20 protein-coding genes are annotated in these 25146 nt (G+C 72.7%); 13 read left to right on the plus strand and 7 right to left on the minus strand.

Translation table 11 applies throughout. The annotated features are described in order from the left end of the window. Positions 1-134 precede the first annotated feature (134 nt). Positions 135-1796, plus strand: a complete 1662-nt coding sequence (locus tag EES41_RS37995) for an FAD-dependent oxidoreductase (RefSeq protein WP_123083103.1) — start codon at positions 135-137, stop codon at positions 1794-1796. Positions 1797-2072: 276 nt separating this feature from the next. Beyond that, positions 2073-2660 carry a TetR/AcrR family transcriptional regulator gene (locus EES41_RS38000; protein WP_123083104.1) on the plus strand — a complete coding sequence of 196 codons (588 nt, stop codon included), beginning with the start codon at positions 2073-2075 and terminating at the stop codon, positions 2658-2660. A gap of 16 nt (positions 2661-2676) precedes the next feature. Here the strand turns inward: EES41_RS38000 and EES41_RS38005 are convergent, their stop codons facing one another. Together EES41_RS38005 and EES41_RS38010 are read right to left on the minus strand one after the other, a co-directional pair. Further along, positions 2677-3342, minus strand: a complete 666-nt coding sequence (locus EES41_RS38005) for a ScbR family autoregulator-binding transcription factor (protein ID WP_123083105.1) — start codon at positions 3340-3342, stop codon at positions 2677-2679. Positions 3343-3447: 105 nt separating this feature from the next. Continuing rightward, positions 3448-4239: a response regulator transcription factor gene (locus EES41_RS38010; RefSeq protein WP_123083106.1), complete on the minus strand. Its 792-nt coding sequence runs from the start codon at positions 4237-4239 to the stop codon at positions 3448-3450. A gap of 494 nt (positions 4240-4733) precedes the next feature. On the opposite strand from EES41_RS38010, the gene EES41_RS38015 reads away from it, so the two are divergent. The 10 genes from EES41_RS38015 (at position 4734) to EES41_RS38060 (ending at position 18405) form a co-directional block, all read left to right on the plus strand. Then, positions 4734-5705 carry a ScbA/BarX family gamma-butyrolactone biosynthesis protein gene (locus tag EES41_RS38015; RefSeq protein WP_123083107.1) on the plus strand — a complete coding sequence of 324 codons (972 nt, stop codon included), beginning with the start codon at positions 4734-4736 and terminating at the stop codon, positions 5703-5705. A gap of 31 nt (positions 5706-5736) precedes the next feature. Further along, positions 5737-6711: an NAD(P)-dependent oxidoreductase gene (locus tag EES41_RS38020; RefSeq protein WP_123083108.1), complete on the plus strand. Its 975-nt coding sequence runs from the start codon at positions 5737-5739 to the stop codon at positions 6709-6711. A gap of 421 nt (positions 6712-7132) precedes the next feature. Next, a complete protein-coding gene (locus tag EES41_RS38025) occupies positions 7133-8197 on the plus strand; it encodes a beta-ketoacyl synthase N-terminal-like domain-containing protein (RefSeq protein ID WP_254211866.1) in 1065 nt (354 codons plus the stop codon). Positions 8198-8252: 55 nt separating this feature from the next. Further along, the gene (gene metH, locus EES41_RS38030) at positions 8253-11744 is read left to right on the plus strand and encodes a methionine synthase (protein ID WP_123083110.1); all 3492 of its coding nucleotides are present in this window, start codon (positions 8253-8255) and stop codon (positions 11742-11744) included. After that, positions 11741-12640 (plus strand): methylenetetrahydrofolate reductase [NAD(P)H], encoded by a 900-nt coding sequence (metF, locus tag EES41_RS38035; protein WP_008740563.1) that lies wholly within the window; start codon positions 11741-11743, stop codon positions 12638-12640. Before metH ends, metF begins: the two co-directional genes overlap by 4 nt. Then, complete coding sequence (gene ahcY / locus EES41_RS38040; protein ID WP_123083111.1) at positions 12621-14036, plus strand: adenosylhomocysteinase; 1416 nt, start codon at positions 12621-12623, stop codon at positions 14034-14036. Before metF ends, ahcY begins: the two co-directional genes overlap by 20 nt. A gap of 38 nt (positions 14037-14074) precedes the next feature. Next, entirely contained in the window at positions 14075-14689 is a 615-nt protein-coding gene (locus EES41_RS38045; protein WP_123083112.1) for an SDR family NAD(P)-dependent oxidoreductase, read from the plus strand. Positions 14690-14856: 167 nt separating this feature from the next. Next, positions 14857-16065 carry a methionine adenosyltransferase gene (gene metK, locus EES41_RS38050; RefSeq protein WP_123083113.1) on the plus strand — a complete coding sequence of 403 codons (1209 nt, stop codon included), beginning with the start codon at positions 14857-14859 and terminating at the stop codon, positions 16063-16065. A gap of 32 nt (positions 16066-16097) precedes the next feature. Then, entirely contained in the window at positions 16098-17075 is a 978-nt protein-coding gene (locus tag EES41_RS38055; protein WP_123083114.1) for a carbohydrate kinase family protein, read from the plus strand. A gap of 64 nt (positions 17076-17139) precedes the next feature. After that, on the plus strand, positions 17140-18405 hold the full coding sequence (locus EES41_RS38060; protein ID WP_123083115.1) for an MFS transporter: 1266 nt from the start codon (positions 17140-17142) through the stop codon (positions 18403-18405). 160 nt (positions 18406-18565) lie between these two features. Here EES41_RS38060 and EES41_RS38065 read toward each other — a convergent pair whose 3' ends face one another. The 3 genes from EES41_RS38065 to EES41_RS38075 all read right to left on the minus strand — a co-directional run bounded on the left by EES41_RS38065 (position 18566) and on the right by EES41_RS38075 (position 21814). Continuing rightward, complete coding sequence (locus EES41_RS38065) at positions 18566-19369, minus strand: IclR family transcriptional regulator C-terminal domain-containing protein (protein ID WP_174261884.1); 804 nt, start codon at positions 19367-19369, stop codon at positions 18566-18568. A gap of 887 nt (positions 19370-20256) precedes the next feature. Then, positions 20257-20835 carry an RNA polymerase sigma factor gene (locus EES41_RS38070; RefSeq protein WP_254211867.1) on the minus strand — a complete coding sequence of 193 codons (579 nt, stop codon included), beginning with the start codon at positions 20833-20835 and terminating at the stop codon, positions 20257-20259. Between the two features lie 352 nt (positions 20836-21187). After that, positions 21188-21814, minus strand: coding sequence for a TetR/AcrR family transcriptional regulator (locus EES41_RS38075; RefSeq protein ID WP_123083117.1), 627 nt, complete (start codon positions 21812-21814; stop codon positions 21188-21190). Positions 21815-21961: 147 nt separating this feature from the next. On the opposite strand from EES41_RS38075, the gene EES41_RS38080 reads away from it, so the two are divergent. Continuing rightward, positions 21962-23398, plus strand: coding sequence for an amidase (locus EES41_RS38080; RefSeq protein WP_123083118.1), 1437 nt, complete (start codon positions 21962-21964; stop codon positions 23396-23398). On the opposite strand, the gene EES41_RS38085 is transcribed toward EES41_RS38080, so the two are convergent. Together EES41_RS38085 and EES41_RS38090 are read right to left on the minus strand one after the other, a co-directional pair. Beyond that, a complete protein-coding gene (locus EES41_RS38085; protein ID WP_123083119.1) occupies positions 23352-24077 on the minus strand; it encodes an ATP-binding protein in 726 nt (241 codons plus the stop codon). The genes EES41_RS38080 and EES41_RS38085 overlap by 47 nt on opposite strands. A gap of 233 nt (positions 24078-24310) precedes the next feature. Beyond that, on the minus strand, positions 24311-25051 hold the full coding sequence (locus EES41_RS38090; protein ID WP_123083120.1) for a hypothetical protein: 741 nt from the start codon (positions 25049-25051) through the stop codon (positions 24311-24313). Positions 25052-25146 lie beyond the last annotated feature (95 nt).

Here is a 25146-nt window from a genome sequence, read left to right on the forward strand (position 1 = left end):
GCCCCCGGCCACCGGGGGCCCCGGCGGTCCCTTCCCGTTCCTGACGTCCCGCATCCGACTCCGACACCGGACGGGCCCCCGGCAGCAGCCGGGGGCCCCTCCCACACACCGTCACATCCAAGGGGGAAACCAGCATGGCCAACATCGCCAGACGGGCGCTCTTCAGAGGCGCCGCCGCCACCGTCTCCGCCGTCGCCGGCAGCGCGGCGCTCGGCGCCGTCACCGCCGCCCCGGCCGTCGCCGACGAGGTCGTGGGCGAGGGCCAGGACGCCATGGGAGCGCGTACGACGGCGCCGACCGGGGCCGTGATCACCCCGAGCGACCCGCGGTACGCGCAGCTCACCACCGGCAACAACCAGCGGTACGTCGCCGCGCCCTCGTACGTGAAGATGATCAAGTCGGCGCCCGACGCGGCCGCCGCCATCACCGCCGCGTACCGGGCCGGCAAGCGGGTCTCGGTGCGCAGTGGCGGCCACTGCTTCAGCAACTTCGTCTGCAACCCGGACGTCCAGGTCATCCTCGACTGCTCCGAGATGACGTACGTGGGCTACGACCCGGCCATGCGGGCCTTCGCCGTCGAGCCCGGCGCCCGTCTCCTCAACGTCTACGAGGCCCTGTACAAGGGCTGGGGCGTCACCCTCCCCGGCGGAGTCTGCTACGGCGTCGGCGCGGGCGGCCACATCGCCGGCGGCGGCTACGGTCTCCTCTCCCGCCGCAACGGCCTGGTCGTCGACCACCTCTACGCCGTCGAGGTCGTCACCGTCGACGCCTCCGGCACCGCCCGCATCGTGCGGGCCACCCGCGAACCCAACGACCCCAACCGGGACCTGTGGTGGGCGCACACGGGCGGCGGCGGCGGCAACTTCGGCGTGGTCACGCGCTACTGGCTGCGCTCCCCGAACGCCCCCGGCGGCTCCGCGGCCACCCCGGAGAACCAGCTCGTCTCCCCGCCCTCCCACGTCCTGATGCACATCCAGGGCATTCCCTGGAGCCAGCTGGACGAGGCCAAGTTCAGCCGGCTCGTGAAGAACTTCGGCGCCTGGCACGAGGCGAACAGCGCCCCCAACTCGCCGCTGCGCAACCTGAGCGGCATCCTGAACGTCTACTCCAAGGCCAGCGGGATGCTGAACCTGGTCACCCAGGTGGACGCGGGCGTCCCCGACGCGGCCGCGATGCTCGACACCTACCTCAACCAGATCCTCGACGGGGTCACCACCGCGCGCGCCGCGAGCCGCAAACTGCCGTGGCTCCAGGCTGCCAGCCTCATCGGCACCATCAACACCACGCTCAACGACCCCACGCTGCGCGGGGCCCACAAGTCGGCGTACATGCGCACCAACTTCACGGACGCGCAGCTCGCCTCGCTGTACGCGTCCATGACGGCGGCGGACTACACGAACCCGCGCGCCATGCTGATCCTGTTCTCCTTCGGCGGCCAGGTGAACGCGGTCGCGCCCGACGCCACGGCGATCCCGCAGCGCAGCTCGGCCTTCAAGATGCTCTACCAGACGTTCTGGAACAGCGCGGCCGAGGACAGCACGCACGTCGCCTGGCTGCGCACCCTGTACGCGAACATGCACGCGGCGACCGGCGGGGTCCCGGGCCTCGACGGCCAGACCGACGGCTGCTACATCAACTACCCGGACACCGACATGGCCGATCCGGCGCAGAACACCTCCGGTGTGCCGTGGCAGCGGCTGTACTACAAGGGCAACTACGCGCGGCTGCAGCAGGTCAAGGCCAGGTGGGACCCCTCCGACTACTTCCGGCACTCGATGTCCGTGAAGCAGGTCTGACCGGCCGGAGCGCTCCCGCGTCGGCCGGTGAGGGAAGGTCACGGCGCCGGCCGACGCCGTCATAACGAACAGACTTGTCTGGTTGTTACTGAATCACTCTGCGGGAAATTAGCGAATACCAAGTATCTGGGGAGGTCAAAGGGGCTGTAAAGGGGCTCTCGTTGGGCGAGGGGTTTCAAAAAACAGGCAGGGTTGTATGATTCGGTGTAGTGCCGACGGCCCGGCGTTCCCCCGCGCTTCTGTGTGCCGTGAAAAGAGAGATGCAGGTGCCGCGCCATGCAGAAGCGTTCCGAACAGACCCGCCAGGCCCTGGTCTCCGCCGCGGCGAGGATCATCGCGGACGGCCGGCCCGCCGACGCCGGGCTGGTGAACATCTGCCGCACCGCCGGGGTGAGCAGAGGAGCGCTCTACCACCACTTCTCCTCCACCACGGAGCTGACCGCCGCCGTGTACAGCCAGGCCTTGGAGCGGGCCACGACCCTGGCGGAGGAGGCCTTCGAAGGACCCGCCGAGTCGGCCGCCGCCCGGTTCTGCTCCTCGCTGTGCACCGCGCTGCGCGACGAGGAACTCGTACGGGCGGGCACGCAGCTGGCGGCGGACGGCAGCGCCGGGCCGCCGCGACTGCGGGACGACGCCCTGGACCTGGTCCGCCGTCACCTGGTCTCGGCCGGCGGGGAACTGGCCGAACTGGCCGACCTCGCGGTGGTGGTCACCGCCGGGCTGGAGTCGCTGGGGCGCACCGACGGCACGTGGTGGGAACCGCGCGCCTCGGAGCGGATCTGGGACCTGCTGCGCCCCCTGTTCGCCCCCCGGGGGCCGGCGCGGGGAGGAAGCCCCCTGGGGGCGGCGGGCCGTCAGGACTGACGGGGTGCGCGGGGGCCTACGGCGCGGTCTGCGGTGCGGTCTGAGACACGGCCTGCGATGCGGTCTGAGACACGGCCTGCGGCAGCGGCGCCGTTCGCAGCCGGGCGAGCATGCCGGGCGTGGCCAGTCCGGGCAGCAGGAACCGCCACAGCGCGGACACCCGTTCCGGCAGGTCCTGCCGGTTGCTGTACACCTGCGACATCACCTGGAGGCCGGTGAAGGCCCCCACGATCGTGGACGTGGCCTCCTGGAGGTCCACGCCGGGCAGCACCTCGCCCTGTTCCCGCGCCTGGCGCAGCAGGTCGAGGATGGTCGCGTTCGACTGCTCGTACGGGGTCTGCGCCGGGCGCGAGAAGGAGGTCTGCTCCACCGCCAGCCGTACGCTCGCCCGCAGCACCGGGTCGTGCTGGAGCCGGCGCGCGAACTCCAGCGTGAGGTCGATGACGGCCTGGAGCTTGACCGGCTGGTCGGGCACCACCAGCGCCTCGCTCTGCGCGGCCACCAGCGCGGAGGCGATCGCCTCCTTCGAGGGGAAGTGGTGGTAGAGCGCCCCCCTGGTCAGACCGGTGCTCGCGAGGATCTCGTTCGTGCTCGCGGCGTCGTACCCGCGCTCGTCGAAGACGCGCGCGGCGGCCTCCAGGATCGACCGCCTCGACCGGTTGCCGCGTTCTTGCTGTGCCATGCCACGTCCTTGCGTTACTGACTGGAACCAAACCGACCTGTCGGAATCGTATCGGTCTGCGGAACGAGGGGCCCCGGGCGGCCCCTTCCGGGCGCCCGGGGCCGGCTACGGCCGGCCGAGGCGGAACCCGACGCCGCGCACCGTGACGATCCAGCCGCTCGCCCCGAGCTTGCCGCGCAGGCTGCTGACGTGGGTGTCGATGGTGCGGCCGCGGTGCGACCAGGTGTCGTCCCACACCTGCGTCATCAGCTGGCGGCGGGAGATGACGGCCTCCGGCTGCGAGGCGAGCAGGTGGAGCAGGTCGAACTCCTTGCGCGTCAGCTCCACCGGCCGGCCGGCCAGCAGGACCTCGCGGGTGCCGGCGTCGATGCGCAGCGGTCCGTGCGTGATGACCCGGGTGGCCTGCGGCCGCGGGCGGGCCCGGCGCATCACCGCCTCCATCCGCGCGAGCAGTTCGCGGAAACCGTACGGCTTGACGAGGTAGTCGTCCGCGCCCGCCTGGAGCCCGAGCACCCGGTCGAGCTCGCTGCCGCGCGCGGTGACCGCGATCAGCGGGGTGTCGCCTACGGCGCGGATGGCGCGGCAGACCTCCAGGCCGTCGAGGTCGGGCAGGTCGAGGTCGAGGAGGATCAGGTCGGCGTCGCCGTGCGCCTGGAGGGCGAGGGCGCCGGTGGCCACGCTCTCGGCCAGGTAGCCGTGCCGGCGCAGCCCCACCACCAGGGTGTCGGCCGCGCGCGCCTCGTTCTCGACGACGAGGACCCGCAGGGCCGGTTCGGCCGCGGCGGCGGGCCGCTCCACCCGCGGCGGCGGGAAGTGGCCCGGCTGGGAAAGCAGGGTGCGCTGGGGGCGGATCTGCTCCGAGCGGGGTTCGAGGACATCCGCGGCCTGCCGATTCATCTGCTCCTCCTGAGGCGCAGTCGCGCCATCGGACTGCTGAACGCTCGTGCTGAATGAAGATACCAAACAGACTTGTCTGATTGTCAACGGGAGCGCGGGCTCCGCGCGTTGGCCTCGGTCGGGCCGCCAGGAGGCGCCCCTGAACAGCAAGTATCGTAAAAATATGGTGCTTTGGGATGCCGGTTTGATCGTTTTCTGTGATCGGACGAGAGGTGCGGCGACCCGCGTTGCGGGCGCGCAAACCCGGCAGTGCTGTCTGTTCCAGTGGAGTTGGGGCCGGAGTCAAGGGTTCCGGCGACGCTCGCGCGGGCGGAACCGACCTCTTGGCGGGATTCCGTCGGTCCGGGTCAGCGGTTGTTTCGGAAACCTCGAAGATTTCCTTAAGAAAAGAACCGACCTGTCTGTATCTTAGAGGTCTGCAAGCGATCACAGCGGGGGGCTGCCGACGTGTGCGTGGCTCACCCCTGCTCTTCAGCAGAACAGGAGTACAGCGCATGTCGTCCCTCACCGCTCTCCGTATCCCCGCCCACCACAGCGCTCCGGCGGCGAACTGCCTGCTCACCACCACGGTGCCGCGTGAGTACGTGCACCGTGCCGCCGTCAGCGAAGTACTGCTGACCGGCTGGGGACCCGACCCGCTCGCCGGCCGCGACCAGAGCGACTCCTACGTCGTGCGGGCACAGTGGCCGCGCGGCCACTCCCTCTTCGCCCCGGCCGGCGGCTACCAGGACCCGCTGCTGCTGATCGAGTCGGTCCGCCAGACCGGGGCCTTACTCGCGCACTCGGAGTACGGGGTCCCCTTCGGGCACCAGTTCCTGATGTGGGACATGTCCTTCATAGCCACCCCCGAGGCGCTCGTGGCGAGCCCCGTGCCCACCGAGGTCGAACTGCGCACCGTGTGCGGCGACATCGTCCGCCGCGGCCGCACCATCGCGAGCATGCGCTACGAGGTCTCGGTGTGGCGCGACGGAACGCCGCTCGCCACCGCCTCCGCCGCCTTCAGCTGCACCAGCCCGGCCGTGCACCGGCGGCTGCGCGGCGAGCGCCCCACCACCTCGGACCGCACCCCGCCCCCGGCCGTCGACCCGGCCGTGGTCGGCAGGTCCTCCGCCCCCGGCAACGTCGTCCTCGCCCCCGCCCCGGCGGGTCCGGACGACCAGTGGGAGCTCCGGGTCGACACCGAGCACCCGATCTTCTTCGACCACCCCGTCGACCACGTCCCCGGCATGGTGCTGCTGGAGTCGGCCCGCCAGGCCGCCCACGCCGTCACCGGACTGCCGGACGCCCTCGTCCTCGGCATGGCGAGCACCTTCGAGCGGTACGCCGAACTCGACGCCCCCTGCTGGATCGAGGCCCGCGCCGAACGCCCCGACGCGGCGGGGGACATCGCCGTCCGCGTCGTCGGCACCCAGCACGACCGGCCGGTCTTCACCGCCGACCTCACCCTGCGCCCCAGCGCGGGCTGAGCCCGCCATCACCACCAACAGGAGAGCGCGCGTGCCCACCATCATGATCACGGGAGCGGCCGGATTCATCGGCGGACACGTCGCCCGCGAGGCCGAGCGCCGGGGCGGCCTGTCCCTGCGGCTGATGTCCCACCGCAGACCGCCGGCCGGCGCGGCGGGGGCCGGCCCCGGCCCCGACCCCGGCGCCGCGGTGCCCGGCCACCGCACCGTGCGCGCCGACCTCTCGGACCCCGGCTCGCTGCGGGGCGTCTGCGAGGGGGTCGACGTACTGCTGCACTGCGCCTCGCAGATCGGCGGCACCCCCGAGGCCAACGAGACCGTCAACGCCCGCGGTACGGCCGCCCTGATGGCCGAGGCCCGGCGCGCCGGGGTCTCCCGCGTCGTCTACCTCAGCACCGCCTCCGTGTACGGCCGCGGAGCCTTCCGCGCCGCCCGGCCCGAGGACCTCGTCCGCAACCCGGGCTCGCCCACCTCGGGCTCCCGGGCCCACGCCGAGGACGCCGTCCTCGCGGCGGGCGGGGTCGTCCTGCGCCCGCACCTCGTCCTCGGCGACGGCGACCGCTGGGTGGTCCCGGGCCTGGCCCGGATCCTGCGGGCCCTGCCGGGCAGCGTCGAGGGCTGGGCCGCCCGTACGTCCGTCATCACCGCGCACGACCTGGCCCGGCTCCTGCTCGGCGCCGGCCTCGCCCCGGCCGGGGACCTGACGGCGTCCGTCTACCACGCCGCCCACCCCGTACCCGTCACCGTACGCACCCTGCTGAGCGCGGTCGCCGCCGTCGCGGGCCAGGCAGCGGATCCGGCAGCCGAGGACCTCACGGCGGTGCGCGCCCGCGAGCTGCTCGCCGCCCGGGGCATTCCGGGGCAGGGGCTCGACATGCTGACGAGCGATCACTGGTTCGACAGCGACCCGGTCTGGCGGGACCTGCGGTGTACGCCCGGCCCGGATTTCGAGGCCGCTTTCAAGGAACTCGCCGAGAGCTACCGCCGCGCCCTGCTCGACATCTGACATTCTCCTGGACTTCTCCTGAACTGAACCCGACACGTATGCAATGGCCTTACGGAAACCTGACCGAGTTCTGCACGGCCCCGTATTGAACCGGGGCCCGTGACAGAACACGCTGTACATCGTGCTCCGGCATTCTTTTCGCGGTGGGTCAAAGGAGAGGGAAGGTATGCACGGCACGCTGACAGTGGTCCGGACGGACCCCCCACCGGCAATCGGTGCCGTGAAGCCCTTCACCGGATCGCGGCGTCCCGCCGACCGCGAATCCGCCCACTCCCGGCCCGGAACGCGATCCCGCTTACGGCCCGCCGGACGTTCGCGTCCGGCCTTCCATCACGGCCCCGGGTGCCGGCGACGGCTGGGCCGGATCCCGCTGTGCCACCCGGCCGCCGCGTCCCGGGAGGAACGCGGCACGGCCACCTCGGTGGTCGTCACCGGCCTGGGCGTCGCCGCCCCCAACGGACTCGGCGCGGACGGCTTCTGGGCCGCGACCCGCACCGGTACGAACGGCATCGGCCGGATCACCGGCTTCGGCCCCTCCCCGTACCCGGTGACCCTCGCCGGCCAGGTCCCCGGCTTCGCCGCCGAGGGGCGGCCGCCGAGCCGGGTACTGCCGAGCCGGCTGCTGGCGCAGAGCGGCCGGACGCCCCGGATCGCCCTCGTCGCCGCCGGCTGGGCGCTCGCCGACGCGGGCGTGGACCCCGAGGACCTCGGCGCGCTCGACCTCGGCGCGCTGGACGCCGGCGGGGCCGCGGTCTGCGCGGCGAGCGGGCTCGACGCCGTCGCGCAGGCCCGCCGCCGCATCCGCGAGGGCGCCGGCCTGGTCGTCTCCGGCGCCGTGGACGCCTCGCTCTGCCCCTGCGGCTGGGGCGTCCAGCTCGTCAGCGGCAGGCTGAGCGGCAGCGCGGAGCCCACCCGCGCCTACCTCCCCTTCGACGCGGAGGCCGCCGGACACGTCCCCGGTGAGGGCGGCGCGATCTTGATCCTGGAGTCCGCCGCGGCGGCCCGGGCGCGCGGCGCCCGCGTCTACGGCGAGATCTCCGGCTACGGAGCGGTGTCCGACCCCCGGCCCGGCAGCGGGCACGAGCCGGGCCTGCGCCCGGCGATCGAGCTGGCCCTTGCCGACGCGGGAGCGGTACCCGGCGACGTGGACGTGGTCTTCGCCGACGCGGCCGCCGTCCCCGAGCTGGACCGGATCGAGGCCGAGGCCATCACCGCGGTGTTCGGCCCCTGCGGCGTCGCGGTCACCGCACCCAAGACGATGACGGGCCGGCTGTGCTCGGGCGCCGCCCCGCTCGACCTGGCGGCCGCGCTGCTGGCCATCGAGGAGGGCCTGATCCCGCCCACGGTCAACGTAAGGCTGTCCGACGCGTACCAGTTGGACCTGATCGGACCCCGGCCGCGCACCGCCGAGGTGCGCACCGCGCTGGTCCTGGCGCGCGGCCACGGCGGATTCAACTCGGCCGTGGTGGTCCGCGCGGTGGACTGACGGTGTCGACGTTCCTTCACATTGAGCGGCCCTCTCGTTGAACAGGAGCTTTTCCATGGCCTCGCTGCCAACCCTTTCCGGTGACAGCCGGAACCGCTCCAATGCCCTCCGTGAGGCGCTCGCGACCCGCGTGGTGGTCGCCGACGGCGCCATGGGCACCATGCTCCAGGCGCAGGACCCCACCCTTGAGGATTTCCAGAACCTCGAAGGCTGCAACGAGATTCTGAACGTCACCCGTCCCGATTTCGTCCGGACGGTCCACGAGGCGTATTTCTCCGTCGGCGTGGACTGTGTGGAGACCAATACCTTCGGCGCGAACTTCGCCGCCCTCGCCGAGTACGACATCGCGGAGCGCAACTTCGAGCTCTCGGAGGCGGGCGCGCGGATCGCCCGTGAGGCCGCGGACGAGTTCACCGCCGCCACCGGGCAGCAGCGCTGGGTCCTCGGCTCGATGGGCCCCGGCACCAAGCTCCCCACCCTCGGCCACATCGACTACGCGACGATCCGCGACGCCTACCAGGCCAACGCGGAGGGGCTCCTGACGGGCGGCGCCGACGCGCTGCTGGTGGAGACCACCCAGGACCTCCTCCAGACCAAGTCCTCCGTCATCGGCGCCCGGCGCGCCATGGAGGCCCTCGGCCTCTCGGTCCCGCTGATCTGCTCGGTCACCGTCGAGACCACCGGCACCATGCTGCTGGGCTCCGAGATCGGCGCGGCCCTCACCGCCCTCGAACCCCTCGGCATCGACATGATCGGGCTGAACTGCGCCACCGGCCCCGCGGAGATGAGCGAGCACCTGCGCTATCTGGCCCGCAACTCCCGGATCCCGCTGTCCTGCATGCCGAACGCCGGCCTGCCCGTCCTCGGCAAGAACGGCGCGCACTACCCGCTGTCCGCGAGCGAGCTCGCCGACGCCCAGGAGACCTTCGTCCGCGAGTACGGCCTGTCCCTGGTCGGCGGCTGCTGCGGCACGACCCCGGAGCACCTGCGCCAGGTCGTCGAACGGGTCCGCGGGCTGGCCCCGGCGGTGCGCGAACCGAGTCCGGAGCCCGGTGCGGCCTCGCTGTACCAGACGGTGCCGTTCCGGCAGGACACCTCGTACATGGCGATCGGCGAGCGGACGAACGCCAACGGGTCGAAGCAGTTCCGCGAGGCCATGCTGGAGGCCCGCTGGGACGACTGCGTGGAGATGGTCCGGGACCAGATCAGCGAGGGCGCGCACATGCTGGACCTGTGCGTGGACTACGTGGGCCGCGACGGCGTCGCCGACATGGCGGAACTCGCCGGCCGGTTCGCCACCGCCTCGACGCTGCCGATCGTCCTGGACTCCACCGAGGTTCCCGTCATCCAGGCCGGCCTGGAGAAGCTCGGCGGCCGCGCCGTCATCAACTCCGTCAACTACGAGGACGGCGACGGCCCGGAGTCCCGCTTCGCCAAGGTCACCCGGCTGGCGCGGGAGCACGGCGCCGCGCTGATCGCGCTCACCATCGACGAGGAGGGCCAGGCCCGCACCATCGAGCACAAGGTGGAGATCGCGGAGCGGCTGATCGAGGACCTCACCGAGAACTGGGGCATCCTCGAATCCGACATCCTCATCGACACGCTCACCTTCACCATCTGCACCGGCCAGGAGGAGTCGCGGGGCGACGGCATCGCCACGATCGGGGCGATCCGCGAGCTCAAGCGCCGCCACCCGGACGTCCAGACCACCCTCGGCCTGTCGAACATCTCCTTCGGCCTCAACCCGGCCGCCCGTATCCTCCTCAACTCCGTCTTCCTCGACGAGTGCGTCAAGGCCGGCCTGGACTCCGCGATCGTCCACGCCAGCAAGATCCTCCCCATCGCCCGCTTCGACGAGGAGCAGGTGGGCACCGCCCTCGACCTGATCTACGACCGGCGGGCGGAGGGCTACGACCCGCTCCAGAAGCTGATGGCCCTCTTCGAGGGCGTCAACACCAAGTCCCTCAAGGCCGGCCGCGCCGAGGAACTGATGGCGCTGCCCCTGGAGGAACGCCTGCGCCGCCGGATCATCGACGGCGAGAAGAACGGCCTGGAGGCCGACCTCGACGAGGCCCTCCAGACCCGCCCGGCCCTCGACATCGTCAACGACACCCTCCTGGAGGGCATGAAGGTCGTCGGCGAGCTCTTCGGCTCCGGCCAGATGCAGCTCCCCTTCGTCCTCCAGTCGGCGGAGGTCATGAAGACGGCCGTCGCCCACCTGGAACCGCACATGGAGAAGACCGACGCGGACGGCAAGGGCACGATCGTCCTGGCCACCGTCCGAGGCGACGTCCACGACATCGGCAAGAACCTGGTCGACATCATCCTGTCCAACAACGGCTACAACGTCGCCAACATCGGCATCAAACAGCCCGTCTCCGCGATCCTCGAAGCCGCCGAACAGCACAAGGCCGACGTCATCGGCATGTCGGGGCTGCTCGTGAAATCGACCGTGATCATGAAGGAGAACCTGGAGGAGCTCAACACCCGGGGACTGGCCGAGCGCTACCCGGTGATCCTCGGCGGCGCCGCCCTGACCCGCGCCTACGTCGAACAGGACCTCCACGAGATCTACCAGGGCGAGGTCCGCTACGCCCGCGACGCCTTCGAGGGCCTGCGCCTGATGGACACCCTGATGGCCGTCAAACGCGGTGTACCCGGCGCCGAACTCCCGCCCCTGAAACAGCGCCGCGTCGCCCGGCGGTCCGTACCCCTCCCGGACCTCCCCGAGCAGGACGTACCGGCGCGCTCCGACGTCTCCGTCGACAACCCGGTCCCCACCCCGCCGTTCTGGGGCACCCGCGTCGTCAAGGGCATCCCGCTCAAGGACTACGCCTCCTGGCTCGACGAGGCCGCCCTCTTCAAGGGCCAGTGGGGTCTGGGGCGCGAGACGATCGAGACCGAGGGCCGGCCGCGGCTGCGGATGTGGCTGGACCGGATGCGGACCGACAACCTCCTGGAGGCCGCCGTCGTCCACGGCTACTTCCGCTGCGTGTCCAAGGGCGAGGACCTGATCATCCTCGACGAGAACGGCTCCGAGCGGACCCGCTTCACCTTCCCCCGCCAGGAGCGCACCCGCAGGCTCTGCCTCGCCGACTACTTCCGCTCCGCGGACTCCGGCGAGAGCGACGTCATCGGCTTCCAGGTCGTCACCGTCGGAAACCGCATCGGCGAGGCCACCGCCAAGCTCTTCGAGGCCGACTCCTACCGCGACTACCTGGAGCTGCACGGCCTGTCCGTCCAGCTCGCCGAGGCGCTCGCCGAGTACTGGCACGCCCGCGTCCGCGCCGAACTCGGCATCGGCTCCGACGACCCCGCCGACCTGGGCGGCATGCTCCGCACCGAGTACCAGGGCCGGCGCTACTCCTTCGGCTACCCCGCCTGCCCCGATCTGGAGGACCGGGCGAAGATCGCCGACCTGCTCCGGCCGGAGCGGATCGGGGTCCAGCTCTCCGAGGAGTTCCAGCTCCACCCCGAGCAGTCCACGGACGCCATGGTCGTCCACCACCCCGAGGCCACGTACTTCAACACGGGAGTCAGACGATGAGCGGCCTGCGCGAACTGCTGGCGAGCGGACAGCGATCGTTCTCCTTCGAGTTCTTCCCGCCCAAGACGGACGCCGGCGAGCGCGTCCTGTGGAACGCCATCCGCCGGATCGAGGCGATGGCGCCGTCGTTCGTCTCCGTCACCTACGGGGCCGGCGGTTCCTCGCGCGACCGGACCGTCGAGGTGACCAAGCGGATGGTCGCCGAGACGACACTGCTGCCCGTGGCGCACCTGACGGCCGTCGGGCACTCGGTGGCCGAGCTGCGCCACATCATCGGCCAGTACGCGGACGCCGGCGTGCGCGACGTACTCGCCCTGCGCGGCGATCCTCCGGGCAACCCGAACGCCACCTGGACGGCGCACCCCCAGGGCCTGCGCCACGCCGACGAACTGGTCTCCCTGGTCCGGGCCTCGGGCGACTTCAGCGTCGGGGTCGCCGCCTTCCCCGAGATGCACCCGCGCTCGCCCGACTGGGACACCGACATCCGGCACTTCGTCGCCAAGTGCCGGGCGGGCGCCGACTACGCCATCACCCAGATGTTCTTCCACGTCGAGGACTACCTGCGGCTGCGCGACCGGGTGGCCGCCGCGGGCTGCGACACCCCGATCATCCCGGAGATCATGCCCGCCACCGACGCCCGCCAGATCGGCCGCTTCGCCGAACTCAGCGGCGCGGCCTTCCCCGAAGAGCTGGCCGGACGGCTCGAAGCCGCGAAGGACAACCCGGCCGACGGGCACCGCATCGGCGTCGAGTACGCCACGGCGATGGCCGACCGGCTCCTCGCCGAAGGCGCACCGGGCCTTCACTACATCACCCTCAACCGCTCGACCGCCACGCTAGAGATCCACCAGAACATCATCGAATCAAGGAGCGCACATGCCCTCGCCCACGGCTGAGTTCACCGACTTCAAGGTCGCCGACCTGGCCCTCGCGGAGTTCGGCCGCAAGGAGATCACCCTCGCCGAGCACGAGATGCCGGGTCTGATGTCGATCCGCCGGGAGTACGCGGCCGCCCAGCCGCTGGCCGGCGCCCGCATCACCGGCTCCCTGCACATGACCGTGCAGACGGCGGTGCTGATCGAGACCCTGGTCGCGCTGGGCGCGCAGGTGCGGTGGGTGTCGTGCAACATCTACTCCACCCAGGACCACGCCGCGGCCGCGATAGCCGCGGCCGGGATCCCCGTCTTCGCCTGGAAGGGCGAGACGCTGGAGGAGTACTGGTGGTGCACCGAGCAGGCGCTGACCTGGCCCGGGCACTCCGGTCCGAACATGATCCTCGACGACGGCGGTGACGCCACCCTCCTCGTCCACAAGGGCGCCGAGTACGCCAAGGCCGGCTCCGTCCCGGACCCGTCGACCGCCGACAACGAGGAGATGTCCCTGGTCCTGGCCCTCCTGCGGGACTCGTCCCTCGACTGGACGGCCCTGGCCGCCGAGATCCGCGGCGTCACCGAGGAGACCACCACCGGTGTGCACCGCCTCTACGAGATGCACCGCGACGGCGCCCTCCTCTTCCCGGCGATCAACGTGAACGACGCGGTGACGAAGTCGAAGTTCGACAACAAGTACGGCTGCCGTCACTCGCTGATCGACGGCATCAACCGTGCGACGGACGTCCTCATCGGTGGCAAGGTCGCGGTCGTCTTCGGTTACGGCGATGTCGGCAAGGGCTGCGCCGAGTCGCTCCGGGGTCAGGGCGCGCGTGTCATCGTCACCGAGATCGACCCGATCTGCGCGCTCCAGGCGGCGATGGACGGTTACCAGGTCGCGACGCTGGACGATGTGGTGGAGACGGCGGACATCTTCATCACGACGACCGGTAACAAGGACATCATCATGGCCGCGGACATGGCCAAGATGAAGCACCAGGCGATCGTGGGCAACATCGGTCACTTCGACAACGAGATCGACATGGCGGGGCTGGCCAGGGTCGAGGGCATCGTGAAGGACGAGGTCAAGCCGCAGGTCCACACGTGGAAGTTCCCCGACGGCAAGGTGCTGATCGTGCTGTCGGAGGGTCGTCTGCTGAACCTGGGCAATGCGACCGGCCACCCGTCGTTCGTGATGTCGAACTCGTTCGCGGACCAGACGCTGGCCCAGATCGAGCTGTTCACGAAGCCGGCGGAGTACCCGACCGACGTCTACGTGCTGCCCAAGCACCTCGACGAGAAGGTCGCCCGTCTCCACCTGGACGCCCTGGGCGTCAGGCTCACCACCCTCCGCCCGGAGCAGGCCTCCTACATCGGCGTGGACATCGCCGGCCCGTACAAGCCGGACCACTACCGCTACTGATCGCGCGGGCCGCCCACCAGGGAGAAAGAAGCCAGCCCATGTCCTCGGACACCGCCCGCGTCGCCGTCGTCGCCGGAGCAGACGAGGCGACCGGCCGCGAGATCGCCCGGCAGCTCGCCGGGCACGACCTGGTCGTCTACCTCGGCGCCCCGGACACCGAGCGCGGCCGCGCCGCCGCGAGCGAACTGCGCGCCCAGGGAGCGGACGTACGCTTCCTGCACCTCGACGTCACCGACGAGGCGTCGGCCGAGTTCGCCGCCATGCGCCTGGACGCCGAGGTGGGGCGGCTGCACGTCCTGGTCAACCACGCCGGGAGCGCCCGCCCGCCGGGCGCTCCCGGCGGGACCCGGGCCGGGCAGGCGCGGCGGGCCTACGAGAGCCGGGTCCTCGGCGTCATCGCCGTGACCGACGCGCTGCTGCCGCTGCTGCGCAGGGCGGACGCGGCCCGGATCGTCAACATCGGCGGCCCGGCCGCGGCCCCCGCCGGCAGCACGCTCGCGTACGGCGCCGCCGAGGCGGCGCTGCGCGCGGTCACCGAGGCCTACGCCGACGAACTGCGCGGCAGCGCCGTCTCGGTGACCGTCACCGTCACCACCGGCGCCTCCGTCCCGGGAACGTCAGCAATCCCTGACATCGAATTGACAATCCCGTGAAGGCGCCTGACGAAAACCGGTCCATCGTCTCCGTACGCTGACCGCGTTCCCCTCACAGACTTCCCCGCACCGGTTCCACCCCTTCCCCTCCGCACCGGTGCGGGGATCGTGTGTGCCCGGGCCCGCCGCCCGGGCGTCCGTACACCGCTGCCCACCTGAGGAGTTCCATGTCCACCCGCCTTTTCACCTCGGAGTCCGTGACCGAGGGGCACCCCGACAAGATCGCCGACCAGATCAGCGACACCATCCTCGACGCCCTCCTCGCCCAGGACCCGGCCTCCCGCGTGGCCGTGGAGACCCTCATCACCACCGGCCAGGTGCACATCGCGGGCGAGGTGACGACGAAGGCGTACGCCCCGATCGCGCAGCTCGTCCGCGACAAGATCCTCGAAATCGGCTACGACTCGTCCGCCAAGGGCTTCGACGGCGCCTCCTGCGGCGTGTCCATCTCCATCGGCGCGCAGTCCCCGGACATCGCGCAGGGAGTCGACACCGCCTACGAGACCCGGGTCGAGGGCGATGAGGACGAGCTCGACAAGCAGGGCGCCGGCGACCAGGGCCTGATGTTCGGGTACGCGACCGACGAGACCCCCGAGCTGATGCCGCTGCCCATCCACCTGGCGCACCGGCTCTCCCGCCGGCTGTCCGAGGTCCGCAAGAACGGGACCGTCCCCTACCTGCGCCCCGACGGCAAGACGCAGGTCACCATCGCCTACGAGGGCGACAAGGCCGTCCGCCTCGACACGGTCGTCGTCTCCTCGCAGCACGCGGCGGACGTCGACCTGGAGAAGCTCCTCACCCCGGACGTCCGCGAACTCGTCGTCGAGCACGTGCTCAAGGAGCTGGCGAAGGACGGCATCAAGCTCGACACCGAGGGCTACCGCCTCCTCGTCAACCCGACCGGGCGTTTCGAGATCGGCGGCCCGATGGGCGACGCGGGTCTGACCGGCCGCAAGATCATCATCGACACCTACGGCGGCATGGCCCGTCACGGTGGCGGTGCCTTCTCCGGCAAGGACCCGTCCAAGGTCGACCGCAGCGCCGCCTACGCGATGCGCTGGGTCGCCAAGAACGTGGTCGCCGCCGGTCTCGCCTCGCGCTGCGAGGTCCAGGTCGCCTACGCGATCGGCAAGGCCGAGCCGGTGGGCCTGTTCGTCGAGACCTTCGGCACCGCCAAGGTCGAGGTCCAGAAGATCGAGGACGCCATCGGCCAGGTCTTCGACCTCCGCCCGGCCGCGATCATCCGCGACCTGGACCTGCTGCGCCCGATCTACGCCCAGACCGCCGCCTACGGCCACTTCGGCCGCGAGCTGCCGGACTTCACCTGGGAGCGCACCGACCGCGTGGACGCCCTGCGCCAGGCCGCCGGACTCTGACACCCGCCCGCCGTACTCACAAGGAGTTCCCCGTGCGCATCGCAGTGACCGGATCGATCGCCACCGACCATCTGATGGCCTACCCGGGCCGGTTCGTCGACCAGCTGATCGCCGATCAGCTGGACCGGGTCTCGCTGTCCTTCCTCGCGGACGACCTGGAGGTGCGCTACGGGGGAGTGGCGGCGAACATCGCCCTCGGCCTCTCCCGCCTCGGGATCACCTCCGTACTCGCCGGAGCGGCCGGCAAGGACTTCGGCGAGTACGGGACCTGGCTGGAGGACAACGGGGTCGACACCTCCAGCGTGCACCGGAGCGAAACCCTGCACACCGCGCGCTTCGTGTGCACCACCGACCTCGACCTCAACCAGATCGCCACGTTCTACGCGGGCGCCATGGCCGAGGCCGGCCGGATCACCCTGGCCTCCGTCCGGGAGCGGGCCGGGGACCTGGGCCTGGCCGTGATCGCCCCCAACGACCCGGGGGCCATGCTCAGCCTCACCGAGGAGAGCCGGCGCCTGGGCATCCCCTTCGCCGCCGACCCCTCCCAGCAGCTGGCCCGCCTCGACGGACCGCAGACCCGCCTGCTGGTGGAAGGCGCCCGCTTCCTGTTCACCAACGAGTACGAGGCCGCCCTCCTCCAGGAACGCACCGGCTGGAGCATCGAGCAGGTCCTGGAGCGCACCGGCGTCTGGGTGATCACCCGCGGCGCGGCGGGCGCCGACATCGGCCGCTCCGGCGAACCGTGGCTGCACGTACCCGCCGTACCGGCCGAATCCGTCGCCGACCCCACCGGAGTCGGCGACGCCTTCCGCTCCGGATTCCTCGCCGCCATCGCCTGGGGCCTGGACTACGAGCAGGCGGCCCGGCTCGGCTGCGCGCTCGCGACCGTCGTGCTCCAGGTCGTCGGCACCCAGACGTACAAACTCGCCCCCGCCGATCTCCTCATGAGCATCGAGCAGACGTACGGCACGGACGCCGCCCGCGCCTTCGCGCCGCACCTGATCGACTGAGACTCCGGCGGGACGTGGTGTCCTTGGCCGGTAGCCACCAGGCAACCGCCCCCCACGGAGGACCATGCGCACCACGCTCGCGGGCACCTTCCGCTCGCTGTCCGTCCGCAATTTCCGGCTCTTCGCGGCCGGACAGGTGCTGTCGGTCGGGGGGACCTGGATGATGGTCGTCGCCCAGGACTGGCTCGTCCTCGCCCTCACCGGGGACTCCGCCGCCGCCCTGGGCGCGGTCACCGCCCTGCAGTTCACCCCCGTGCTCCTGCTCACCCTGTACGGGGGCCGGCTCGCCGACCGGTACGACAAACGCATGCTGCTGACGGTCTGCAACCTGCTCTCCGGGGTCTGCGCCCTCGTCCTCGCCGCCCTGGTCCTGGCCGGGGCGGTCCGGCTGTGGCACGTCCTGCTGTTCGCGCTGTGCCTGGGCACCGTCAACGCCGCCGAGGTGCCGACGCGGATGGCCTTCGTCAGCGAGATGGTCGGCGCCGACCTGCTGCCCAACGCCTCCGCGCTGAGCGGCGTCTACTTCAACGTGGCCCGCGTCCTCGGCCCGGCGCTCGCCGGCGCGCTCATCGCGGCCTTCGGCACCGGCCCGGTCATGGTCCTCAACGCCGTCAGCTACCTGGCCACCGTCGTCGCCCTGCGCATGATGCGCCCGGCGGAGCTGCGCCGGGCGCCCCGGGCCGGGCGGGGGAGCGTCGGCGACGGACTGCGCTACGTACGGACCCGCCCGGACCTGATGCTGTCGCTGGGCCTCGTGCTGGCCCTCGGCATGTTCGGGTTCAACTTCCAGCTCACCCTGCCGCTGCTCGCCAAGACCGTGTTCCACGCCGACGCCGCCTCGTTCGGCCTGCTCACCACCGCCTTCGCGGCGGGCTCGCTGCTCGCCGCCCTCGCCACCACCGGCCGCCGGGGACGCCCCTCCAGCCGCGTCGTCACCGGGTCCGCGCTCGCCTTCGGGGCGCTGGAGACGCTGGCCGGCTGGGCCCCGACGTACGGCGCGGCGGTCGCCCTGACCGGGCTGACCGGTTTTGCGACGATCTATTTCGCGCAGGCCGCCAACCACCGGATCCAGCTGGGCAGCGACCCGCGCTACCGGGGGCGGGTGCTCGCCCTCTACACCCTGATCCTGCAAGGCTCCACACCGCTGGGCGCCCTCGCCGTCGGCTGGCTCGCCGTCCACCACGGCGCGCGCAGCGGGCTGTACGTCGGCGGGCTCGTCTCCCTGGGCGCGGCCGCCTGCGTCCTCCTGGCGGAACGCGCCCGCCCGGCGGACGGTACCGGGCCGCCCCCGCGACGGCCCGGCAGCGGCGCCCGGACGGGAAGCGGCTAGGTCCTGTTGTCAAAGTGGCGCCGGTCAGGCCCGCGGCGTCCGGCGCCGTGCATCGCAAGGCGGAGGGACGCTCGTGTACTGGACGTACTCGGGCGCCTGGACAACGCGGCGAGGTGCGGTGCCGGGCGTCGCGGGCCAGGCGCCACTTTGACGACAGGACCTAGCCCGCCGTCGTCAGCGGGGCCGGGGTGGTGCCGCTGACCAGGAGGGCGAGGAGGACCGCCGCCGCCTCGTTCTGCAGGACCCGGGCCGCCTGGCGCAGCCGGCGCGGGTCCGGGCCCGGCAGGGACAGCGCCACGCACTCCGCGTTCGGGCCGGAGGTCAGCGGGACGGCCGCGCACACCGTGCCGATGGCGTACTCCTGGAGGTCCAGCAGCGGGGCGTTGGGCCGCCGGTCGTCGAGCTGGCGGAACAGGGCCTGCTCGCTGGCCAGGGTGTGTTCGGTGAGGCGGTCCGCCCGGTGCCGCGCCAGGTGGTCCTTGCGGCCGTCGTGGTCCAGCTGGGTCAGCAGCGCCTTGCCGACCGCCGAGGCGTGCGCGGCCGCGCGGAAGTCGACCCACTCCTCCACCACCGGCGCGGTGGGCCCGTCGGCGTACTGGGTGATGGACACCTCGCCGTCGCAGTAGCGCCCCACGTACACCGCCGCCCCGACGGCGTCGCGCACGAAGGCCAGCGTCTGCGGCAACTGCCCCGGCCCGCCCTCGCCCGAGACCCCCGTGAGCACGAGCGCCGCCCCCGCGACGTACGCCCCGGGGCCGACGGGGGTCGCCAGGTTCGTCCGTACGAGGTGCTCCATGACCCGCGCCAGCATCAGCTGCGGGAGCTTGGTCTCCCGGGCGATCTGCGCCAGGCTGACGCCGCCCGTATGGCGGTTGACGACCTCCAGCACGCGCAGCGCCTGGTGTACGGAGGCCAGCGCGGTCGGGGCCCGCCCGCCCGGCGCGCGCCGCCGGGCGTGCGTCAGGTGCGCGGGCCGCAGCGACGCCCACGGGTTCGCCTCCTGCGTCAGCCGGAACGGATTGAGCCGCGCGCACCGGGCCAGGGCGATGGCCAGCTGGGCGCTGGTGGTGAAGACCTCGCCGAGGTCCGGGTCCTCCTCCGGGACCAGCGCGGTGACCGCCCGCCGCAGCATCACCGGCAGTTGCCGCGCCGAGCGGGAGTCGGCGGGCGGCGGCGGGCCGACGGCGGTGAGGTCCTGCGTGGTGATGGGCGGCGAGGTCCAGATGACCGAGGCCCCCAGCGGCGCCTCCAGCTCGCTCGGGAACGGCGGCAGCGCCGGAAGCCCCTCGTCCAGCGGCAGTTCGCCGGCCTGCCGCTTCCAGTGCCGGGCCGTGGAGACCTCGGCGCGCGAGAGGTGCAGCAGGTACAGGGCGACGGCGGCGGTACGGGAGCCGGCGCCGGCCGCGTACTGGAACCAGAACTGCGCGCCCTCCATCCGGCCGACCAGGTGCAGCAGGCAGCCGAACAGCAGCGCGGACTCCTGGCTGTGCGGCCAGTCCCGCGCCTGGAGCGCGTGTTCGGTGAACCGGTCGCTGTCGACGAGCGCCCGGGTCAGCGCGTCCAGGGCCCGTACGGCGCGCACGTGGCAGGCCGCGTCCAGCAACAACTGCCGGTCGGCGGCGGCCGAGAGGGGCGACCGCGGGGGCGCCGGCAGCTGCCGGCGGGTCCGCGTACTGCGGGTGCGGCGGCGCGCGGCGAGGGCGCGGATCCGGTCGGCCACGACCCGGCGCGCGACCCTGCGCCGGGCCGCGTCCTCGTCGTAGCCGGCGTACTCGTCGCCGAGGACCTCCGCGTCACGCAGGGCCTCCGCCACCTCCCACAGCACGGCGTCACGGTCGCGGGGGCTGTCGGTCACTGGTCCTTCTCCTCTCCGGGAGCCACGTCCAGCCCGATCTTTCGGGCCAGGGTCCGGCGGGCGCCCCGGATGTGGGAGCGGACGGTCGCCGGGGAGATCCCCATCAGCTGCGCGACCGTCTCGCCCTCCAGTCCCTCCAGGAACGTCAGCAGGACGACGTCGTAATGCCGCTCCGGCAGCTCGGCGATCGCCGCGTACAGCCCGAGCTTGGACTCCAGGAGCTCCAGCCGCTTGCGCGAGGTGTGGCGCAGCGCCGCGAACCAGGCCGTCTCCACCATGGCCACCGGCCGGTCCAGCACCGCGAGCCACCGCTCGACGTGCTCGCGCAGCACGGCCCACGCGAAGGCGTGCAGGTTCTCCTCGCGCAGCGCCTGCGGCCAGACCTTCAGCAGGAAGGTGAACACGTCGTCCACGACGGCGACCGCCCCCTGCCGCCCGCCCAGCTGGAGGTGCGCGTAGCGCAGGTACGCGCTGTGGTGCTGGGAGTGGAAGGCCACGTACTCCACGGGCAGGACGCCGGCCAGCTCACTGGAGACCGCACGGTCCCCGGACGAGTCGAACTCGCCTTCACACATGCGTTCACCCACGGCTGGTCATCGGCGTCGCCGCCCCCGTGGGGCGGCCTGCATCTTCGTCACGGCGGCCACGCGTCGCGGGCGCTATCAGGACGGAGGCGGCGTTCTCGACACGATTCACGTCGGCGCGAATCCTTCCGGTGTTGTGTGCGGTAGCCGAATGTGTGCCTGTCCCCCGGACCTTCGGCAGGAGAAACCGAAGGACCCACACACACCAGCCAAGCCCCCGGACCCCCCGAATGTGCACGCCCACCCACGACAATCTCGGGCATCGGGCGCATCCGGCTCCCCGCGCGCCCTCCCGCGCCCGCGTACGCCGGGCTCTCTTCTGACGAATGCCAGGCCTCGCCGGCTACTGCGAGAGGAGGCGCGCCAGGTGGGTGTGGAGGACTTCCCGGGCTTCCCGGGGGGTGAGGTGGCCGATGAGGACGTGCGTGGTGAGGCCGTCGGCGAGGGCGAGCAGGGCGCGGGCCTCGCGCCGCGGGTCGAGGGGGGCGGCGCGGCCGGTGTCCGCGCCGGCCTCGGCGGCGCCGCCGGTGTCCGCGCCGGCCTCCTCGATGAGGCGGGCGAACGACTCCGTCAGGGCTGTGTAGTTGGCCTGGACCGTGCGGGCCAGCACCTCGCTGACGGCCGCCTGCGCCACGAAGGCGAGCCAGACCCTGGCCTCGGCGCGGTGCTCTTCCCGCAGCAGCGCGACCTCCGTGGCCGCGTGCCCCAGGGCGGTGCCGGCCGACTGGGCCGGGCTCCGGACCAGGCGGGCCCGTACGCGCGCGCCGATCCGCTCGCCGATGTGCCCGAGGGCGAACACCAGCATCTCCTCCTTGGTGCGGAAGCAGCGCTGGACGGCGCCCATCGACACCTCGGCGCGGGCGGCGACATCGCGCAGGGTCACGCCCTCCAGCCCGCGTTCGTCGGCGAGTTCGCAGACGGCGTCGGCGATCCGGCGGCGCCGGTCCGCGTGGTCCACCTGTCGGGGCATGCCCGCCGCCTCTCCCCGGAGTCCTGGGTCACGCACTTTATCCGATGCGCTCGTATCGGTTCTCGGGGTACGGTCGGGACGTTCCGATGCGCTCGCATCGGAACGGAATCCGGAAACGGGCACGTGTACGGGAGAAGGAGGGGCGTCATGCGGGACGACCTGTGGAGGATGCCGGCCACCGCGCAGGCGGAAGCGGTGCGCGCGGGGGACGTGTCCGCCGTCGAGCTGCTCGACAGTCACCTGGAGCGCATCGCCGAGGTCAACCCGCGGATCAACGCGGTCACCCAGCTCTTCGCCGACCGGGCGCGGGGGGCCGCGGCGCTGACGGACCGCCGGCGCGCCGCCGGTCACCCCCTCGGGCCGCTCGCGGGCGTGCCGTTCACGGTGAAGGAGAGCACCGCCGTCGAAGGCGCGGCGACCACCTTCGGCGCGGAGCGCTTCCGCGACCTCCTCGCAGCGGCCGACGCGCCCCCGGTGGCCCGGCTGCGCGCGGCCGGAGCCGTCCCCATCGGGCACAGCAACATCCCCACCCTGATCCTCGCCGGGATGCACACGCGCAGCGAACTGTTCGGCGACACCGTCAACCCGTGGGACCCCGGCCGGACCCCCGGCGGCTCCAGCGGCGGCGACGGGGCCGCCGTCGCCACGGGCATGGCGGCGCTCGGGCTCGGCAACGACTCCGGCGGATCGGTGCGCATCCCCGCCCAGTTCTGCGGCGTGGCCGGGCTGAAGCCGACCAGCGGGCGGTTCCCGGCGGACCACCGCGTCCTCGGCCCGGACGACCCCGGCCCGGCGTCCCAGTTCCTCGTCACCGACGGCCCGCTGGCCCGTACCGTCGCCGACCTCCGCCTCGCGTACGAGGTCCTGGCGGGCACCGATCCGCGGGACCCCCGGGCCGTACCGGTGCCCGCCTACGGGGAACCGCTCCCCGGGCCGGTGAAGGTCGCCGTCGTGGCTGACCCCGGCGGGCACGGCGTCCACCCCGCGATCCGCGCGGCCGTCGAGGCCGCCGCCGAGGCCCTGCGGGACGCCGGGTACGACGTACGGGAGGTGCCCGACGTCCCGCGACTGGACGAGGCCCTGGAGGCGTACGGCCGGATCACCGTGACCGAGTTCGCCCCGACCTGGCCGGTGGTGCGCGGCCTGCTCGGCGAGGGCGGGGACCGCTACATCGCGATGGCCATGGAGCGCACCCCGCCCGCGAGCGCCGACGAGCTCGTGAAGCTGATGGGCACCTGGCTGAACATCCGCCGCTCGTGGGCCGAGTTCCTCGACGCGTACCCCCTGCTGCTCGGCCCGGTCTTCACCGAGCCGCCGGTCGAACCGGGCCTGGAGTCCCGCGACCGGGCGGGGCGCGACCGGGTCGCCTCGGCCATGCGCCTGTGTACGGTGACCAGCTTCGTCGGCGTGCCCTCGGTGGCCGTCCCGACCGGAGTGGCCGGCGGGCTGCCGTCCGGGGTCCAGATCGTGGGGCGCGCGTTCCGCGAGGACCTGTGCCTGGCGGCGGCCCGGGCCGTCGAGGACCGGCTCGGGGTCCTCACCCCGATCGACCCGCGCGCGGCGGCCGGGGCCGGGGCCGGCTGACCCCGGTCCGGCGGTCGTCCACCTCGACGGACAGGCACGGCCAGCTCCCGGCCCACGCCGCCGTCCCGGCGGAGGCCGGTCCGCGCGGTGCGCCCGGCGCGTCCGGTGCGCCCGGCGCGGGCAGGGGCTCCGCGGGGCGGAAGTGGACGAGCGTCCCGGTCGTGCCGTCGTCGGCGACCGGTGTCAGGCCGGTCGCGGGCACCCCGTACTCGTAGCGCTGGGTCCAGGCCCCGCCCGCGCGGCGGTTGGTGTGGACGAGCCAGGCGCTGAGCGCCGCGACGACGGACATGCCGCGGCGCGGGTGGCCGTCGGGGAGCGGCGGCGGCTCGGGGTGGTCGAAGAACCGGAGGTCCTTCGTCGCCATCACCGGCTTCCTCACCGCCCGCCCGGCGTCGTCGAAGCGGGTGTCGGTGCCCCGGCCGTCGTCCGCGACGGACACCGAGCCGTCCGCGTGGAGGGTGACGGTACAGCGCCCCCCGCCCCTCGACTCCGCCTCGTCGGCCGCGTAGGCGACGACTTCGAGGACCAGGTGCCGCAGCCCGCCGGGGGCGAACGCCGCCGCGTCGGCGCGGATGCGGGAGAGGTGACCGGTGTCGACGCTGCCCGCCCAGTCGTGCGTCGTGTTGCGCCACGCGGCCGCCGGCCCCACCGGCACCTCGATGTGATCCGCGTCGTCCATGTGGCCCCCCTGGTCTCGGTGCCTCGATTCTACCGAGCCTGGATAGAAAGCCCAGGTCAGAGCGGGTTTGACGGGTCTCTGGGCGTCCCCGGGCGCCTTTGCGCGCGGCGGGTGGCCCCGGGCGTCGCGGGCGGGCCGGGCGCGCGGACGCCGCCCCGTGGGAGGCCGCCGCGGGGGCTTTCCGGCCCGCGCCGGGGTGCCTTTCCCCGGCTGTTCGCCCCGGCCGGAGCGGCTCAGGAGATTCCGTACCACTGGCTGGCCCAGCCGGTGTTGATCGTGCTCGTCGACTGCTCGGCGAGGTTCACGGTGGCCGGCAGGGAGGTCTGGCCCGTCAGGATCGTGCTGTAGCGGAGGTTCGGCGGGGTCAGGCCCGCGTTGACCGAGATCCCGGCGCCGGTGGCCTTGAGGGTGAGGGCGTTGGTGGTCCATTCGCCGTTGAGGAGGAGGGCCACGAAGTAGGTGCCGGGGGCGGCGGTGAACGGCTTGGCGAGCGGCAGCGGCTTGGCGACCGCCTCGGTCATCAGCTGCGGCGAGACGTCCGCGGTCGAGGCGCGCAGGGTGCCCTGGGCGTCGTAGACGCCGAGTTGGCAGTCGGCGAGCTTGGCGTTCGGGTCGACGCCGGCCAGCCCCAGCCAGATGTTGGACCAGGTGATCTGCTCGCGCAGCACGATCCGCACCAGGGTGACGCGGCCGCCGACCCCGGCGGCGGACTGGGCGGTGACGTGCCCCGCGTCGTTCGGGTCGCCCGTCCACGCCAGCAGGTTCTGGTCCTGCGGCCTGGGCCCCTCGTACCCGGAGCCTCCGCCCCGCGCGGGCGCCGCCGGGGCGGAGGCGGGGGAGCCGCTGCCCTTCCCCTGCGGACCGTCGCCGGACGAGGCGGTGCAGCCGGCCAGCGCGAGCGCGGCCGCGAGCGCCACGGCGACGCCCCGGCCGGCCGCGGCGGTGGTGGTACGGGTACGGGTACGGGTGCGCATGGTCCCCCCATGTGATGCGGATCTGCCAAAGGGGCCATGGTCACACGCGCCCCTCCCGCCCCCGGCGCCGGGCCGTCCGGCGGGCGCCGCCCGCG

Origin of the sequence: Streptomyces sp. ADI95-16 (assembly GCF_003721495.1) — a bacterium.
Taxonomy (GTDB): Bacteria; Actinomycetota; Actinomycetes; order Streptomycetales; family Streptomycetaceae; genus Streptomyces; species Streptomyces goshikiensis.

Excerpts from the sequence above, each read along its gene's own strand:
- EES41_RS38015 (WP_123083107.1), top strand. The coding sequence starts at position 4,734 with ATGTCGTCCCTCACCGCTCTCCGTATCCCCGCCCACCACAGCGCTCCG.
- metK (WP_123083113.1), top strand. The coding sequence starts at position 14,857 with ATGTCCACCCGCCTTTTCACCTCGGAGTCCGTGACCGAGGGGCACCCC.
- EES41_RS38010 (WP_123083106.1), bottom strand. The coding sequence starts at position 4,239 with ATGAATCGGCAGGCCGCGGATGTCCTCGAACCCCGCTCGGAGCAGATC.
- EES41_RS38045 (WP_123083112.1), top strand. The coding sequence starts at position 14,075 with ATGTCCTCGGACACCGCCCGCGTCGCCGTCGTCGCCGGAGCAGACGAG.
- EES41_RS38080 (WP_123083118.1), top strand. The coding sequence starts at position 21,962 with ATGCGGGACGACCTGTGGAGGATGCCGGCCACCGCGCAGGCGGAAGCG.
- EES41_RS38005 (WP_123083105.1), bottom strand. The coding sequence starts at position 3,342 with ATGGCACAGCAAGAACGCGGCAACCGGTCGAGGCGGTCGATCCTGGAG.
- EES41_RS38085 (WP_123083119.1), bottom strand. The coding sequence starts at position 24,077 with ATGGACGACGCGGATCACATCGAGGTGCCGGTGGGGCCGGCGGCCGCG.
- EES41_RS38075 (WP_123083117.1), bottom strand. The coding sequence starts at position 21,814 with ATGCCCCGACAGGTGGACCACGCGGACCGGCGCCGCCGGATCGCCGAC.
- EES41_RS38090 (WP_123083120.1), bottom strand. The coding sequence starts at position 25,051 with ATGCGCACCCGTACCCGTACCCGTACCACCACCGCCGCGGCCGGCCGG.
- EES41_RS37995 (WP_123083103.1), top strand. The coding sequence starts at position 135 with ATGGCCAACATCGCCAGACGGGCGCTCTTCAGAGGCGCCGCCGCCACC.
- metF (WP_008740563.1), top strand. The coding sequence starts at position 11,741 with ATGAGCGGCCTGCGCGAACTGCTGGCGAGCGGACAGCGATCGTTCTCC.
- EES41_RS38000 (WP_123083104.1), top strand. The coding sequence starts at position 2,073 with ATGCAGAAGCGTTCCGAACAGACCCGCCAGGCCCTGGTCTCCGCCGCG.
- EES41_RS38060 (WP_123083115.1), top strand. The coding sequence starts at position 17,140 with ATGCGCACCACGCTCGCGGGCACCTTCCGCTCGCTGTCCGTCCGCAAT.
- EES41_RS38070 (WP_254211867.1), bottom strand. The coding sequence starts at position 20,835 with ATGTGTGAAGGCGAGTTCGACTCGTCCGGGGACCGTGCGGTCTCCAGT.
- metH (WP_123083110.1), top strand. The coding sequence starts at position 8,253 with ATGGCCTCGCTGCCAACCCTTTCCGGTGACAGCCGGAACCGCTCCAAT.
- ahcY (WP_123083111.1), top strand. The coding sequence starts at position 12,621 with ATGCCCTCGCCCACGGCTGAGTTCACCGACTTCAAGGTCGCCGACCTG.